Annotated in this window: 12 protein-coding genes; 7 read left to right on the top strand and 5 right to left on the bottom strand. The window is 52.8% G+C overall.

Going from position 1 to position 15757, the window contains the following annotated elements; all coding sequences use genetic code 11:
- Positions 1-8 precede the first annotated feature (8 nt).
- The 6 genes from CBW66_RS02645 (at position 9) to CBW66_RS02620 (ending at position 8018) form a co-directional block, all read left to right on the top strand.
- Positions 9-1052, top strand: a complete 1044-nt coding sequence (locus tag CBW66_RS02645) for a nucleotidyltransferase family protein (protein ID WP_086138446.1) — start codon at positions 9-11, stop codon at positions 1050-1052.
- Between the two features lie 280 nt (positions 1053-1332).
- Positions 1333-2670 carry a lipopolysaccharide biosynthesis protein gene (locus tag CBW66_RS02640; protein WP_139841664.1) on the top strand — a complete coding sequence of 446 codons (1338 nt, stop codon included), beginning with the start codon at positions 1333-1335 and terminating at the stop codon, positions 2668-2670.
- Positions 2671-2772: 102 nt separating this feature from the next.
- The gene (locus CBW66_RS02635; protein ID WP_086138444.1) at positions 2773-4035 is read left to right on the top strand and encodes an O-antigen polymerase; all 1263 of its coding nucleotides are present in this window, start codon (positions 2773-2775) and stop codon (positions 4033-4035) included.
- A gap of 100 nt (positions 4036-4135) precedes the next feature.
- Complete coding sequence (locus tag CBW66_RS02630) at positions 4136-5692, top strand: hypothetical protein (protein ID WP_086138443.1); 1557 nt, start codon at positions 4136-4138, stop codon at positions 5690-5692.
- The gene (locus CBW66_RS02625) at positions 5692-6864 is read left to right on the top strand and encodes a glycosyltransferase (RefSeq protein WP_086138442.1); all 1173 of its coding nucleotides are present in this window, start codon (positions 5692-5694) and stop codon (positions 6862-6864) included. The genes CBW66_RS02630 and CBW66_RS02625 overlap by 1 nt, the downstream gene beginning before the upstream one ends.
- A gap of 71 nt (positions 6865-6935) precedes the next feature.
- Positions 6936-8018 carry a glycosyltransferase family 4 protein gene (locus CBW66_RS02620; RefSeq protein WP_086138441.1) on the top strand — a complete coding sequence of 361 codons (1083 nt, stop codon included), beginning with the start codon at positions 6936-6938 and terminating at the stop codon, positions 8016-8018.
- Between the two features lie 90 nt (positions 8019-8108).
- Here the strand turns inward: CBW66_RS02620 and CBW66_RS02615 are convergent, their stop codons facing one another.
- The gene (locus CBW66_RS02615) at positions 8109-9017 is read right to left on the bottom strand and encodes a sulfurtransferase (RefSeq protein WP_086138440.1); all 909 of its coding nucleotides are present in this window, start codon (positions 9015-9017) and stop codon (positions 8109-8111) included.
- Positions 9018-9155: 138 nt separating this feature from the next.
- Here CBW66_RS02615 and dnaE point away from each other — a divergent pair, with 138 nt between their 5' ends.
- Entirely contained in the window at positions 9156-12695 is a 3540-nt protein-coding gene (gene dnaE, locus CBW66_RS02610) for a DNA polymerase III subunit alpha (protein WP_086138439.1), read from the top strand.
- A gap of 65 nt (positions 12696-12760) precedes the next feature.
- Here the strand turns inward: dnaE and CBW66_RS02605 are convergent, their stop codons facing one another.
- From CBW66_RS02605 to CBW66_RS02590, 4 genes are all read right to left on the bottom strand, one after another.
- Complete coding sequence (locus tag CBW66_RS02605; RefSeq protein ID WP_070224376.1) at positions 12761-12991, bottom strand: DUF6139 family protein; 231 nt, start codon at positions 12989-12991, stop codon at positions 12761-12763.
- A gap of 117 nt (positions 12992-13108) precedes the next feature.
- On the bottom strand, positions 13109-14107 hold the full coding sequence (locus CBW66_RS02600; RefSeq protein WP_170932959.1) for a VirK/YbjX family protein: 999 nt from the start codon (positions 14105-14107) through the stop codon (positions 13109-13111).
- A gap of 46 nt (positions 14108-14153) precedes the next feature.
- Positions 14154-14693 carry a universal stress protein gene (locus CBW66_RS02595; RefSeq protein WP_086138437.1) on the bottom strand — a complete coding sequence of 180 codons (540 nt, stop codon included), beginning with the start codon at positions 14691-14693 and terminating at the stop codon, positions 14154-14156.
- 104 nt (positions 14694-14797) lie between these two features.
- Positions 14798-15619 carry a MipA/OmpV family protein gene (locus CBW66_RS02590; protein ID WP_170932958.1) on the bottom strand — a complete coding sequence of 274 codons (822 nt, stop codon included), beginning with the start codon at positions 15617-15619 and terminating at the stop codon, positions 14798-14800.
- Positions 15620-15757: the final 138 nt, after the last annotated feature.

The following is a 15757-nucleotide window of genomic DNA, read 5'->3' as shown; positions in this document are numbered from 1 at the left end:
TATATATTATGCACACTGATACCTGGCGTAAAACCTTATTGCCGACTACGGCAACTGTACAACAAGCGATCACCCGTCTGGAAGAGTCGGGGATGCAGATCGTGCTGATCGTTACCGATGATGAACGATTGCTCGGCACGCTGACCGATGGCGATATCCGACGCGGTTTGCTGCGTGGCTTGACGTTGGCCAGCCCCGTCGACAGCATTATTCAGCGCAATCCGATGGTGGTGCCGCCTGGATGGAACCGCGATATGGTTCTGCAATTGATGAAATTTAATAAATTGCATCAAGTACCCGTAGTCGACGAGCAAAACCGGGTAGTGGGCGTTCATTTGCTCGACAGCTTGCTGGTGCCAGGCAAGCGGCCGAATTTGATGGTGATCATGGCTGGCGGACGTGGCACGCGATTGCTGCCGCATACCGAAAACTGCCCCAAGCCCATGCTGCCAGTTGGCGGCAAGCCGATGCTGGAACATATTATCGAACGCGCCAAAGGAGACGGATTTGAGCGGTTTGTGCTGGCGGTCCATTATCTCGGGCACATGATCGAGGATTATTTCGGCAATGGTGAACGGTTGCAGGTACAAATCGACTACTTGCGTGAAGAAAAGCCGCTGGGCACAGCCGGCGCGCTGGGTTTGCTGCAGGCATCACCGGAAGAGCCTTTCCTGATCTCCAACGGCGATGTTCTGACCGATATCCGTTATGGCGAATTGCTGGACTTCCACTGTCGGCACCGGGCTGCCGCGACCATGGCGGTTCAATTGCATGAATGGCAACATCCATTTGGTGTGGTGAAAACCAATGGCGTGGATATTATTGGGATTGAAGAAAAGCCGATTACTCGTAGCCATATCAACGCCGGTATTTACGTACTCGAACCTATGGCGTTACAAGTGATACCGAAAGGCGAGCATTGTGATATGCCGACTCTTTTTGCGCGTCTACAGGAACAAGCCGAACGCACCATTGTTTATCCGATGCACGAGCCCTGGCTTGATGTTGGACGTCCAAGCGACCTTAAAAAAGCAAGGGAAGAGCATTCCTGACGGATGATTGTGAACGGCGTTCACTCAAAATTCTCTGGCATTTTGATGGCAGCTAACTCCGCATGGTATCCGGCGAGGCGGCCAGTGCTATTTTTTTACATTTGTGCTTGCCGGTACATCGAGGTGAATGTTGTTGAATTAAGATTTCAAGCTGGGCATTACTGTGGCCTGAAGCGAACCGGAATTGAAAACCGTCTTCTGCTAAAAAATCGGAATACAGATTGAAAATAGGATTCAGCCGATTTACATCCCGGTCCGCTTTGAAGCCGGACTGATCAACTTGAGTTGCGAAGAAATGCCTGGTTTTATAAAAAAAATATTACGCCATAGTTTTCTTAGGTCCACACTGATCTATACACTCGGTGACACGCTCAGCAAGGCGGTTCCTTTTCTCCTGTTGCCAATTGTAGCGAAATACTTGACACCCTCGGATTTTGGCACACTGACAAATTTCAGCGTTGCAGTACAAGTATTTACGGCAATTTGCGGCATGAATACCTATACCGCACTGACAATTAATTATCATGGATTGAAAGATGATGTGGCTGGCTATCTTTCAAATCTGATTTATTTAATTCTGTTTTTAGGCGTCGCGTGTTTGCTGATAGTAGGCCTGTTTTCCTTTCCTATCAGCGAATATCTGGGAATCACTTTGCTGTGGCAGGTGTTTGCTATCATTACAGCCGTGTCGACTTGTATTTATACTCTGTACACGTCGCTGTTGCGCATCCAGGAGCGGGTATATACCTTTAATGTCGCACAAGTATTGCAATCCCTGCTGACGGGAGGGCTGGCAATACTATTTGTCGTTTTCCTGCAATGGAACTGGCAAGGTCGGGCACTCAGCATGATCGTTTCGGGTGTGGTCGTCACACTGTTGATAATGTGGCATCTGAAAAAAAATTCTTATATATTTTCCAGTATTGATATGAAAGAGGTTCGCAGCGCATTCTCTTTCGGTTTGCCGCTGCTGCCGCATACCCTATCTTTCTGGTTTAAATCCGGCATCGACAAGATAATAATAACCAATTATATAAGTATCGCAGCAAACGGTATTTACGCTTTGGCGCTGACTTTTTCCGCCGTGATCGGCGTGTTTACCGGAGCTTTTTTCAATGCCTATGCTCCGCATTTATACAAGGATTTACTTTCCATTGAGCAATCTGAGCCGAGTGAAAAAAAAAGATTAAAGCGAAAACTGGTACGCATTACCTATTTATTTTCTGCTGCTTTGAGTTTGGTAGCACTCAGTGGCTATTTTTTACTAAAGCTATTAATACCATTGTTTTTCCCAGCTGCATACCAGGAATCGATGGTGTTTTTGCCGATGACGATGGCTACCTTATTTTTTGACGGTATGTATTCCATCATGTCGGGCTATATTTTTTATAAAAGAAAAACCAAGCTGCTGGGAATTATCACTTTTTCGTCTTCCGTACTGCAGATGGCGCTGACCTTTCTTCTAGTACAGCATATCGGCATCATGGGGGCGGCATATTCAAGCTTGCTTGTTTCTGTTCTGACATTTGTTGCAGTTTTCATATTTGCCAATAAGCTTTATGATTTGCCATGGGGCTTGAAGCATGTTGAAAAATTGCAGCCACTACCGCCCAAATAGGCTGTTGCCTGTATGTAGTCTCGGACCGCCTTAGCCACCCATTGTCCGTCCGCAAGCGGCTGCCGAAGCGCAGAAATCTGCCTGACACCCTTTAGGTTATTTATGTTATTTTTATGTTACCTGGTTTTTATTTATTTTGCCTTCACTTTCAGGCGTAAGGCTTCTCCGGCTGTTTTCCTGTTCTTCATTTATATATCTTCCTTAATCGGTGCGGTTGCGATTGGTTATGATTATAAGATTGATACTGAAGAAAAGATCTGGAATTTTATTTTCTTGGCATTGATTTTGGCATTTTTTATCCTGCCATGGAATTGCTTGCCTTATAGTGTAAAAATCATGATGTCGGATCGTCAACGCCTGAGGACGCTGACATTAGTATTGCTGTCTATTAATATTATTATTTTCGTCGTATTCTCTATTAGTATTTTTTACAGTTTTTCATCCATTGTGGATTATTCCGCATTCAAAAATGGCGGAGAGAGCGGCGATTTTATAAAAGCCTTGCCGATCAATAATACCTTATATTTGCTAGCGCTGTATCTGCATCCGACTGCCTACTTTTTAATGCCACTTCATTTTTATTATCTAATGACTGGCAATAAGAAAATGTCTTATCTTTGCCTGTTGTTTTCGTTGAATGTGGTATTGCATGGATTAACCATATTCAGTCGTTCAGGGTTTATTATTTTTGTTTTTCTGTACGGCGCTTACCTTCCATTTTTTTACAATAAATGTAGCCGAAAAACAAAAAATACAATTAAGATTTCGCTTGGACTCCTGGCGGCAAGTGCTTTGACTGTTTTCTTTTTTGTGACGGCAAACCGGTTTGAAAATGAAATTGGCTATAACGACATTCTCGATTCGAATGTCTATATCACTAATCCAATTATATTCAGCTTGTTCGATTATGGATGTCAATGGTATAGAAACGGCAGTATTGTCATTAATTCCTACCAATTTGAATCTTTAAACGGACAGTTATCGTTTCCTTTTCCTATTTTGATTGCGGATAAGCTTGGTTTGGTCAATTATCCGATAGGTGAAATTGAGACGAGGCTGTATGTTTTTTGGGGTGCATATTACGATAGATTTAATGGCATCACTGCAAATATATTGTTCGATTTCGGATATGTAGGAACATTTATATTTGCGGCGATTTATTCTTCTTTTGTTCTTTGGCTGCGGCCAGGGAAAAATGGCTTGCCGCTTGCGAAATTGATGGCAGTCGCGGCATTGTTTTTGCTGCCGGCAATGGGAATATTTAATTATGAAATGAAGACTGTATATTACAATCTTCTAATTGTTTATACTTTTTTGATTTGTGGCTATTTGAATGGATTTGGGCACAAAAAGATACTTAAATAGGAAGTTTTGCAGGCGTGAAAAAGTTTTCATTCCTTGATTTTTATGCTTATAGGCAGTCATAACTTCAAGATTGCACCAGAGAAATAACCAGATAATAACCATGAATATTCTTATTTACAGCCCCTATCCCCTGGATAACAACAGCATGCCGGTTTTGCTGGATGAAGCCATGGAATATCTTCAAGAACCTTCGAATCAAGTTCTTTTTGTGACGTGTAGCGGTGAAATCAAGCCCTGCGATTCGAATGCCGAGCAATCTGCTATCCGCTGCGCGGAGTGCATGTTTTCTGCGAATTTGCTGGTTGGTAAAATTGATCATCCGAATTTCAAGCACAAGAAACTGTCATCATTTCTCAGTGCGGAAGCTGTGCGGAGGGTGGATGCGCTGCGCTTCGATTACGACTCGATTGCCGAGGTGAAAACCATCTGCCATCAAGAGGCCAATATCGGCTTGGGTGTGGTGTCTTCCTATGTGTCGATGACGCGGAATCTGGAACCTGAATTTAATCAGGAAAACAGCATGTTTTTTGACGACGCGTTGCGCGCTTCGGCCCGTCTGGTCGAAGCCACCATTGGCATGCTTGAGGATTTCTCACCCGATCAGGTTTGCATTTTTAATGGACGCTTCAGCGGAATCAGGCCGGTGATGGAAGTTAGCCAGGCTCGGGGCATCAGCACGGTGGTCTTGGAATGCACGTTCGCTTCCGATCGGGAAAAACAGCATAAGGTAAAGTTTTTCGATGCCTTGCCTCATGATATTGATAATGGAACGAAAATTATCGAAAACAACTGGAGCGAGTGGAACGAAAAAGAAGACAAGAATACTGTGGCAAAGAGCTTTTTTGAGCGTCGGCGCAAGGCCGAGATGGCATCCGACACGGTGTATACCGCGGGGCAAAAGGAGAATGAGCTGCCCGAAAATTGGGATCCGGATAAGCGAAATTTCGTCATTTTCAACTCTTCGGAAGATGAATTTTTCTGCGTTGGCGAATCGTTTGACAAATATAAGTTATTCGAGAATCAGATCGAGGGCATTCACTACCTGCTAGCCAAGGCAGCGCAGGATCCATCGATTCATTTTTATCTGCGCATTCATCCAAATTTGCAGCATATCAAGTTTCATTATCATACCGGCCTGGCTTCTATATTTTCCGAGTTCGATAACATTACCGTTATCCTCGCCAGTTCTTCTGTTTCTACATATGCCTTGATCGACAGCTGTGAAAAAGTCTTCGTATTCGGTTCCACCACGGGGGTAGAAGCCGCTTACTGGGGCAAGCCGGTCGTGCTGCTAGGCGGATCTTTTTATATCCACCTGGACGTGGCGTATTACCCGCGTACCTTGAGCGAACTGGATTCGGCGCTCTTTGCGACCTTGTCGCCTGGCTTGCGACAGGGAGCGTTGAAATATGCGCTCTATATTTTTGGAAAGCGCGGCATTCCTCCAAAATATGTGGATTTCGACTTTAAGATGCTGCACTTTGGAGGCAAAACCCTGTCAGTTCCCCGCTGCTATTCCTACCGGGGGTCGCTGTTACCCTATGTTGCCGTTCTCGTTTTTTTCCGGACGCTCAACCTTGCCCAGCATTTGATTTTCAAAAAAATCACTTTCCCCAAGTTTTTGGTTGAAAAAAAATACATCAAGCAGGATTTTTAATGTTGCAATTGCATACTGAAAAAGATGCTGGAACAATGAATAAATACATTTTCTTTACCAATATACCTACACCCTATCGTACGGCGTTATATAACGAACTTTACGAGCAAGGATTGAATTTTGAGGTGTATTACATGCGATGCATAGAAGGCGATCGAAGCTGGCAAGTCGATCTATCTTTGCTGAAGCATCCGTATTATATCGACAATGGCTATTATAAAATGATGGGGCGTTATCATCTCCATATCAACCCACGCCTGCTGTATAAATTATTCAAAGAAAAAAATACTGAAGTAATTATAGGCGGAAGCTGGAACGATATCGATGTACTGGCGCTGGCATTTTTCAAGCGCCTGGGTCTTTTCAAGCAGCAGCTGCATTTCTGGTCCGAAGCGAACTATCTTACCACCGGCGCCTCGAACGATAATATACTCAAACGCTTTCTCCGAAAATTTGTCTACCAGTCGTCGACCGGTGCACAAATCAGTTCCGGGAAAATGACTGAATTGACATTTGAAAAATGGCAGATAAGAGTGCATGCCTATCTTCCTTTGCCTAATACTATCGAAGAAGACAAGTTTCAGATTACCGCCGCGGAAGTCGCAGCGCGGCAAGAAAATCCGCTCCCGGTATTCTTGCTGCCGGTCCGGTTGACGGAGACCGTCAAGGGTATTGTCAATTTCTTTTCAGCGCTGGGCGATGAAAATATTCGGCGAGGCCGGTTTTTACTTGCTGGAGATGGACCGGATAAGGCCATGATCGAACAGTTTGTTGCCTCCCGCAGCCTCGGTGCGCATATTTCCCTGCTCGGGCATTGCAGTACCGAAAAGCTGGCCTCGCTGTACCAGAGTGCCAATGTATTCGTGTTGCCTTCTTTTTCCGATGCTAGTCCGCTGACCCTGGTGGAGGCTTTGTGCATGAAGCTTCCCTTGCTCGTGTCTAATCGATGCGGTAATCATTTCGAGGGAGTCGAGGAGGGTAGCAACGGTTATTTATTTGATCCATACGAGCATGTTTCGATTAAACTGGCCTTCGAAGAGATGATGGCGCGCCAGCAAGACTGGAGTGCCATGGGTGAAATCAGCAGTCAACGCTATTGGCTTATTTTTTCTAAAAAGACCGCCATCAGGAATTTTAAAGAAAAATTGCAAGAATTTTCTGCTCTGGCATAAGTGACAGGATTCCCTGCTTTTTCCTTTCGCGGCATGATTGCCGCACATTTAATCTGATATTGGTTTGATTTATGAAAATTCTCTTCATCGGCCCCTTGCCGCCTCCTATGACGGGGCACTCCTTGGCTGTTAAGGTCATGCTGGATGGCCTGGAAAAAGAACATCAGTTGGAAGTGGTTAACTTGAGCAAGAAGGAATTGACTCATGGTGCCAATTCTTTAGGCCGAATTGTGGAAATATTCAAGATATTGAAAAAGGTATGGCATAAAAAAAACAATGTCGATGCAATTTATTTGACCATTTCGGAATCTGTTGCGGGTAACTTGAAGGACTTGCTGATTTATCTGATTTGCAGCGGTAATCTGAATAAAATGATTATTCATTTGCATGGCGGAAGCCTGAAAAAGCATATTTTTGACAGATTCCCTTTGCTATACAAAATAAACAGATTTTTCATTAAAAAGCTGGGTGCCGTGATCGTGCTGGGTAACAGCCATGTGGAAATATTCAAAGAAATTATTGCACCTGAGAAAATATTCATCGTGCCAAATTTCGCTGAAGAATATGTGTTCTTGCACAAGGAACAGATAGCGCATAAATTTTGCTCACTAGAACCGCTGAGAATACTGTTTCTTAGTAATTTAATCGATGGCAAGGGATACGAAGAATTGCTGGGGGCATTCCAGGAATTAACGCAAGATCAGCGGCAGAGAGTCCGGATAGATTTTGCCGGTGCCTTTGAATCGGATGAGCAGAAAAACGCTTTCCTGAAAAAGGCGTCAGCTCCCGAAATAAAGTATCATGGAATTGTCGGTGCAGCCGACAAGAAGGAGCTTTTGAGTACGGCTCATGTTTTTTGCTTGCCGACCAGTCTGTTTGAGGGGCAGCCGATTTCTATTCTGGAAGCCTATGCTGCAGGCTGTGTCGTGATGACTACCGACCGTGGCGGTATTCCGGATATTTTCACTGGCGGAGTCAATGGATATCAAATTGCCCCGCAATCCAGCAATTCCATCAAGATGGCAATCGAAGAAATCCTGGATGATGGCAGCGGTTTACTTGCTATTTCTTTATTAAACAGAAGTATTGCGGAAAATAAATACAGAACGGCAATCTATAATTCTTCGCTTAAAAAAATAATCGAAGGAGTCTAGCCATTCTTGCTTTCAATGACGGCGAACCGTGCAAGATTCGCCGTCATTTCACTGAAAGCATGACCTGTTTCCGATTCCGGACAGGTTTTGTCAGTTCTCTTCGAGCATGGATTTCCGCATAACACAATGCGGGCAAGACACCTCATACACATATTCCGGCGCCAATTGCTGACGCGGCGTAACGACGGCGCGGCAGACGAAACACTGCACAGTTTCCGTCGGTTCCAGTTTCGGGTTCAGGGCCGTGCGGTAGTCGAACACGAAGCAGTCGCCCGTGTAGTGCTCGCCGCCCACTTCTTCAAAATATTTCAGGATGCCGCCGTCGAGCTGGTACACGCTGTCGTAGCCGATTTCCTTCATGTGGATGGCGGCCTTTTCGCAGCGGATGCCGCCCGTGCAGAAGGTGACGACGGTCTTGCCTTCCAGTTCGTCCTTGTGGGCGGCTGCCACGGCAGGGAATTCGGTAAACTTGTCGATCCGATAATCGAGCGTGTTGTTGAACGTGCCCACGTCCACTTCAAAGGCGTTGCGCGTTTCCATCATGACCACGGGTTTGCCCGCATCGTCGACGCCTGCGTCCAACCAGCGCTTGAGCGTGTGCGCGTCGACGGACGGGGCACGGCCCAGCTCCGGCTTGATCAGCGGCATGCGCATGGTGATGATTTCTTTTTTCAGCTTGACCAGCATGCGCTTGTGCGATTGCTCGTTCGACAAGCTTTCCTTCCATTCCAGATCGGCCAGGCGCGCGTCGCTGCGTACCCAGGCGAGGAAGCTGTCGATATGCTCGCGCGTGCCCGACAGGAACATGTTGATGCCTTCGGGCGTCAGCAGGATCGTGCCTTTCAGGCCCAGCGCCAGGCATTGCTCCTGATACAAGGGACGCATGGCTTCCGTATCGGCGAGCGTGATGAATTTATACGCTGCAATATTGACGAATGTGGCGGCGGGCGGGCTGACGGCGGCGGAAACGGCGGGTGTTGCTGGGGTGATGGCTTGCATGATGGCGATCGGCGTAGACTGAACAGCCGATATTATAAGCCCGACAGGCCAGGCAGGATACCCGGTCCGCGGCCACGACGCGGTAGAATAGACCCCATTGAATTTTGCACGAAACGGTACACACAGATGGAAATGGTTATGCAAGAGGCCGGCGCTCCGGCAGGTTCACAACAAGCGATGCAGCCCGGTCCGGCTTTCGTCCACTTGCGCGTGCACTCGGAGTACTCGATCGTCGATGGCCTGGTGCGCATCGACGACGTGGTTAAGGCGGCGGCCAAGGACAAGCAGGTGGCGCTGGCCGTCACCGACCTGTCGAACCTGTTTGGCATGGTCAAGTTCTACAAGGAAGCGCGCGGCAAGGGCATCAAGCCCATCGTCGGCGTCGACGTGTGGATCACGAATGACGACAACCGCGAAAAGCCGTCGCGCCTGCTGTTGCTGGCAAAGAACCGCATGGGCTATCTGCAGCTGTGCGAACTGCTGTCGACGGCCTGGCTGACGAACCAGTACAAGGGGCGCGCCGAGCTGCGCATCGAGTGGCTGCAGGCGCTGGCGACGAATACCTACGACCTGTACCCGGGCGAAAGCGCGGCCGATGGCTTGATCGTGCTGTCGGGCGCGCATTTTGGCGACGTCGGTATCGCCATCGAGAATGGCAACCTGGCCCTGGCTGAACGCAACGCGCAGCGCTGGGCCGAGATTTTTCCCGGTCATTTCTATATCGAAATTCAGCGCGGCGGCCAGGCCAACCAGGAAGCGCAGGTACGCCATGCGGTGGCGCTGGCGGCCAAGCTGGGCTTGCCTGTCGTCGCCACGCATCCCGTGCAGTTTATTTCCCCTGAGGAATTCATTGCCCACGAAGCCCGCACCTGTATCGCCGAAGGCGAAATGCTGGCCAACGCCAAGCGGGTGAAACGTTTCAATGACAGCCAGCGCTTTCTGTCGCAGGCGGATATGCAGGAACTGTTCGCCGACCTCCCGGCCGCGCTGGCCAATTCCGTGGAAATCGCCAAGCGCTGCAATCTGACCTTGACCCTGGGTAAGCCGCAACTGCCGAACTTCCCCACGCCGCCGGGCATGACGATCGACCAGTTCCTCGTGGCCGAATCGCAGGCCGGCCTGGAAAAGCGTTTGATCCAGCTGTATCCCGATCCCGAGCGCCGCGAAAAGGAGCGTCCGCGCTACGAATCGCGTTTGAAGTTCGAGACCGACACGATTTGCAACATGAAATTCCCCGGCTACTTCCTGATCGTGGCGGAGTTTATCCAGTGGGCCAAGGAAAACGGCGTGCCCGTCGGCCCGGGCCGCGGTTCGGGTGCCGGTTCGCTGGTGGCGTATTCGCTGCTCATTACCGACCTCGATCCATTGCAATACAACCTGCTGTTCGAGCGATTTTTGAATCCCGAACGCGTCTCGATGCCCGACTTCGATATCGACTTTTGCCAGGAAGGGCGCGACCGCGTCATCCAGCACGTCAAGGATTTGTATGGCAAGGAGGCCGTCTCGCAGATCGCCACCTTCGGTACCATGGCGGCCAAGGGCGCGATCCGCGACGTGGGCCGCGTGATGGACTTCGGCTATAACTTCTGCGACGGCATCTCCAAGCTGATCCCGTTCAAGCCGGGCAAACCCGTGTCGATCGCCGACGCCATCGAAGAGGAACCGCTGCTCAAGGAGCGCCTGGAAAACGAGGAAGAGGTCAAGCAGCTGCTGGACCTGGCGCAGCAGGTCGAAGGCATCACGCGCAATATCGGCATGCACGCGGGGGGCGTGCTGATCGCCCCGGGCAAGCTGACGGATTTCTGCCCGCTGTACACGCAGGGCGGCGACTCGGGCGTCGTGTCGCAGTACGACAAGGATGACGTGGAGGCCGTCGGCCTCGTGAAGTTCGACTTCCTGGGTCTGACGACCCTCACCATCCTCGACCGCGCCGTGCGCTACATCAAGCAGCTCGATCCCGCGCAGGCGAACTTCGACCTGGCGACCTTGCCGCTGAACGACAAGCCGTCGTACGACTTGCTGACCAAGGCCAAGACCGTGGCCGTGTTCCAGCTGGAGTCGCGCGGCATGCAGGGCATGCTGAAAGACGCGCGTCCCGACCGTTTCGAAGACATTATCGCGCTCGTGGCGCTGTACCGTCCGGGCCCGATGGACCTGATTCCCGACTTCTGCAAGCGCAAACACGGTGAACGTTTCGATTATCCCGATCCGCGCACGGAATCGATTCTGTCCGAAACCTACGGCATCATGGTGTATCAGGAGCAGGTGATGCAGATGGCGCAGATCGTCGGCGGCTACTCGCTGGGCGGCGCCGACATGCTGCGCCGCGCCATGGGTAAAAAGAAGGCCGAGGAGATGGCCGAGCACCGCGAGATCTTCCGCGCCGGTGCGGCGAAAGATGGCTTGACGGCGGAAAAGGCCGACGAGATCTTCGACTTGATGGAAAAGTTCGCCGGCTACGGTTTCAACAAATCGCACGCCGCCGCCTACGCCTTGCTGTCGTATCACACAGCCTATCTGAAAGCGCACCACACGGCCGCCTTCATGGCCGCCAACTTGTCGCTGGCCATGGACGACACGGACAAGATCAAGATCCTGGTGGAAGACTCGCTGGAAATCTGCAAGCTGACCTTGTTGCCGCCGGATATCAACGAATCCGATTACCGCTTCACGCCGAGCGGCGCACCGCCGTCCGTGAGCGGCAAGAAAGTCACGCAGATCCGTTACGGCCTGGGCGCCGTGAAGGGCTCGGGCCAGAACGCCATCGAAGCCATCATCGCCGCGCGCGAGGCGGGCGGGCCATTTACGAGCCTGTTCGATTTCTGCAAGCGCGTGGATAAAAAGCAGATCAACCGCCGCACCATCGAGTCGCTGATCCGCAGCGGTGCCTTCGACTGCCTGAAGGTCGACCGCGCCATCCTGCTCGCATCCGTGGCGTTCGCCATGGAGTGCGCCGACCAGGCGGCCAAGGCGGCCAATCAGGTGAGCCTGTTCGGCGGCGACGACAGCGACATGGTGGCGCCGCCCGAGTATGTCAAGGTGCCCGTGTGGACCGATAAACAGCGCCTGACGGAAGAAAAGATCGCGCTGGGCTTTTACCTGTCCGGCCACCTGTTCGATTCGTATGCGCCCGAGGCGCGCCGTTTTGCGCGCACGAAATTATCCGAGCTGTCTCCGTCGCGCGAGCCGCGCATGATGGCCGGCGTCATCACGGGCTTGCGCACGCAGATGACGCAGCGCGGCAAGATCCTCATCGTCACCCTGGACGACAAGAGCGGCACGGTGGAAGTGACCGTGTATGGCGAATTGTTTGAGGCCAACAAGAAAATCTTCAAGGAAGATGAATTCCTCGCCGTCGTGGGCAAGGTGTCGGAAGACCGTTTCTCGGGCGGCTTGCGGATCACGGCCGAGAGCGCCTTCGACATCATCGCCGCGCGCGTGCAGTATGGCCGCCAGCTGGGCCTGACCTTGCCCGCCACCCTGGACGCCAAGCGCATCCGCGACGTGATCATGCCGCACCGGGCCGAGACGGGCTTGCCGATCGCCGCGCGGGTCAGCCCGCAAGGCGTCAGCTGCGTGCTGCAGTTTGGCGATGAGTGGAAAGTGGCGCCATCGGATGAATTGCAGACGGCGCTGGAGCAGGTGCTGGGCGCGCAGGAGGTGGCGGTCGAATACTGACCGGCACCGCCCGGCGCAGACGACAAAGCCAAACCGCAGACATGCTGGTTTGGCTTTTTTTACGTTTACATGTCTTTCAGGCCCGTGATCGCATAGCCCTTGGCGGCGATCTGCTGGTGCGGCTGTTCGATATGGTAGTCGGGCAAGATCTGGGCATCGTCGGCCACTTCGCTGGCGCGTACTTCGAGCTGCCAGTCGGTATTGGTCACTTCTTCCGGAATGAGTTTTCCTTCCGGCACGGCGAGGTAGGAAAAAATGCCGTCGTGCTCGGCCCGGCGGTAGATGTCTACGCGCATGAATGCCTCCTAGTAAGCGTTGGGGGAACCGGTGCACCGTAATGCGTACCGATAGCGCTAGCGTAACAGGATTGCGCCGTGCACGGGTTGTAGCGTGTGCCGCAGGTGGAGCGGCGCTCAGGCGACAAGGGAAGCGTAGTCGTCGTCATCGAGCATGGCCGCTTGCCGCACCTCGCTGGCGGCGGCCGCAGCACCTGCCGTGGCGGCCTGCAGCGGGCTGCGATGGGCGTCGAGGCCGCTGCGCAGGCTGGCGATGATGGCCAGCGTCAATTCGTGGCGCTTGCGTGCTTCCGAGCGTTTCTTGGAAGGAATTTCTTGCAGCGCCGGCAAGGGCAGGTTTTCGCACGCCAACTCAAAATCGCCATCCTGGCGCACCTGTGCGCCCAGTTCTTGCCATAGAGCATTGTAGTCGGCGAACAAACGGCCTTTCTTGGCGGAGTGGTGCACGGCACGGTTGATATTGCCGACAAGAAGCATCTTGCGGCAGCCATGTTCGTACCCCAACTGGCGCACCAGGCGCACCATCAGGGTCTTGGGACGCATGCCGTGCAAGTCGCGCGTTGCCTCGCGCACGCGGTGTGCGCTTTCTTCGCCCTTCGGGCCTTGCAGGCAGCCGATGCGCATGCCCAGGGTGGCGCGCAACTGGCTGCCGAAGAAGGAAAAGGCGATCGAGTAGAGCACGTCGTCGTCATCCATCAGTTGCAGCACCATCTCGCCTTCGCGGTCCATCGGATGCAGCGAACACAGTTGCAGGTGGTAGGACGCGCCCGACTTGCCCGCGACTGTGCCCAGGCGTACGGGCCCGTGCGCCGCTTGAGCCATCAGCTTGCCCCAGCCTTGCTGCAAGATGAAATGGTAGTGTTCGGCCAGCAATTCCACGCGCTGGTGGCAATTCAAGGTCAGGCTCAGGTAAGGCCGGTAAACCTTGTGGATCATGTGCGGATAGGCGTGTACCAGATCATGAAACACCGGATGCGAGTTCAGCAGTTGCAGCCATAGTCGGGTTTGGCGCTGCTGCACGCGGGCGCGCAGATGCAGCTTGAGCAGTTCGCGCCAGCGGCGCATGCCGCTCGGCATCGCCATCAAGCCGTCAGACAGGGTAATAGTTGGCATCATCGTGCGCATGTCCATGATAAAGAGGGAACGTCGAAGCCGTTTCGGCTCAGACGGGTACCGGGCTGCTGACGCCCTCGTGGTTTGCCAGCAGGATGGTGGTGCCGCGGCTGCCACGCGCCAGCTTGCCGGCCAGTCCGCCCGAAAAACGGCGCGGCCAGCCGCCTTGCTTGTGCGCGGGCAAGACCACTTCGTGACAACCCAATAGCTCAGCCGTATCGAGTATCGTAAACAGCAGCTCGCCGGCGAAAATGTGGGTGCTGAAATCGATATGAGAGCGGCTCAGATAGAGTCCCGCCTCGTGCATCATGTGCTGCGTGGCCAGGTCAAGGGCATCGCATTCGTTGGCGCTGTGCCGGGGCAGGCCATCGGCGCAGCGTCGCGGCGCCGGTGTCACGTGCAACAGGCAGACGCAGACTTTGATGCCCCACTCCTGCAAGCGCCTGGCGTAGCGCGCGCCATAGACGATGTCGCTGACGCGCTTGACGGGCAAGAGCAGCTGCAAGGTATCCTGCCCCGGCTTGCCGCAGGCGTCCGCGGCGCTGTCGGGGGCGCGGTGGCGTTGCGGGGCAAGGCGCGATGCATGCATGGAAGGGAAGGCCGTGGTGGGAAAAACCGGCTCATCTTATCCATGCCGCCACCCCGTGTAAATTGGCGAAACAGCGTACGGGTTTCCCTTATGTTCGCGTGTTTTTAATAGCGGTAGGTGACATACACGGCGCCGACCGGGGAGGTCTTGCGCTGCACGATGGGGCTCTTGGCCGCGTCGCCCAGGCGGCTCTCGACGCCGACCAGCGTGTTGACGCCCCAGCGCGCATCGATGCGGTGCTCCCAGTTGACGGTGGCCTGCGCTTCATAGAAACCACCTTTCGGCGTGTACTGCTTGAACGAGGTATTCGCGGCCTGGGTGGCCGTCACGCCATACATGGTTTGCACGTACTTGCGCTCGCCCCAGCCCAGCTGGCCACCGATGGTCACGCTGTCTTGCTGCATACCCTTGGCATCGGACCTGCCGTAGACCTGGCCCGTCACGCCAAAATGCACATTCGCGCCATTTTCGCGATTCGACAGGGGAATATCGCTCGACACGCTCAACGACAGGCCCGGCAAGGGCGAATACTCCGCGCTGAGCAGGGCGCTGGCGTTGCCCTTGACTTCGCCCATGCCCTTCAGGTAATCGCTGCCGCCCCAGCCGTTGGCGCCGTTGCGCTTGTGGTCTTCGCGGTTGCCGCGGTAGCCCAGTGCGGCGCTGTAGCTGAAGGGGCCTGCCTGGCCGCCATAGCCGATGCCGCGCGACGTGCTGAAGAACAGGCCGTTGGCCATGGCGTAGTCGAGGATGATCAGCGGCGAGGCCGACAGCTTGTCGGCGCCGGAGTAGCTGGACACGGCGGCGACGCCGCCGCCGATGGTGAAGACATTTTCCGCCGCCGGTTCGGCCGCCGCGGCAGCCAGGGGATTCAGACTCAGGCCACAGGCCAGTGCCAGCGAGGTCAACAAGGTTGTAGATGCGTGCATGGAGTTTTCCGTCAGGTGGAGAACCGAGTCCGGAGTGGCTCGATTGACTGCCGGTAGTATCTGTCCTTGCCATGAAGGAAAAATGAGCCTTTTATTAAGATTGCATGAAGAGCGCTTCTTTACCCTTTCTTCAGCTTG

Origin of the sequence: Janthinobacterium sp. GW456P, from assembly GCF_002127655.1 — a bacterium.
Taxonomy (GTDB): Bacteria; Pseudomonadota; Gammaproteobacteria; order Burkholderiales; family Burkholderiaceae_D; genus Janthinobacterium.
The sequence above is the reverse complement of the archived record's forward strand: the minus strand, read 5'-3'. Positions and strand labels throughout refer to the sequence as shown.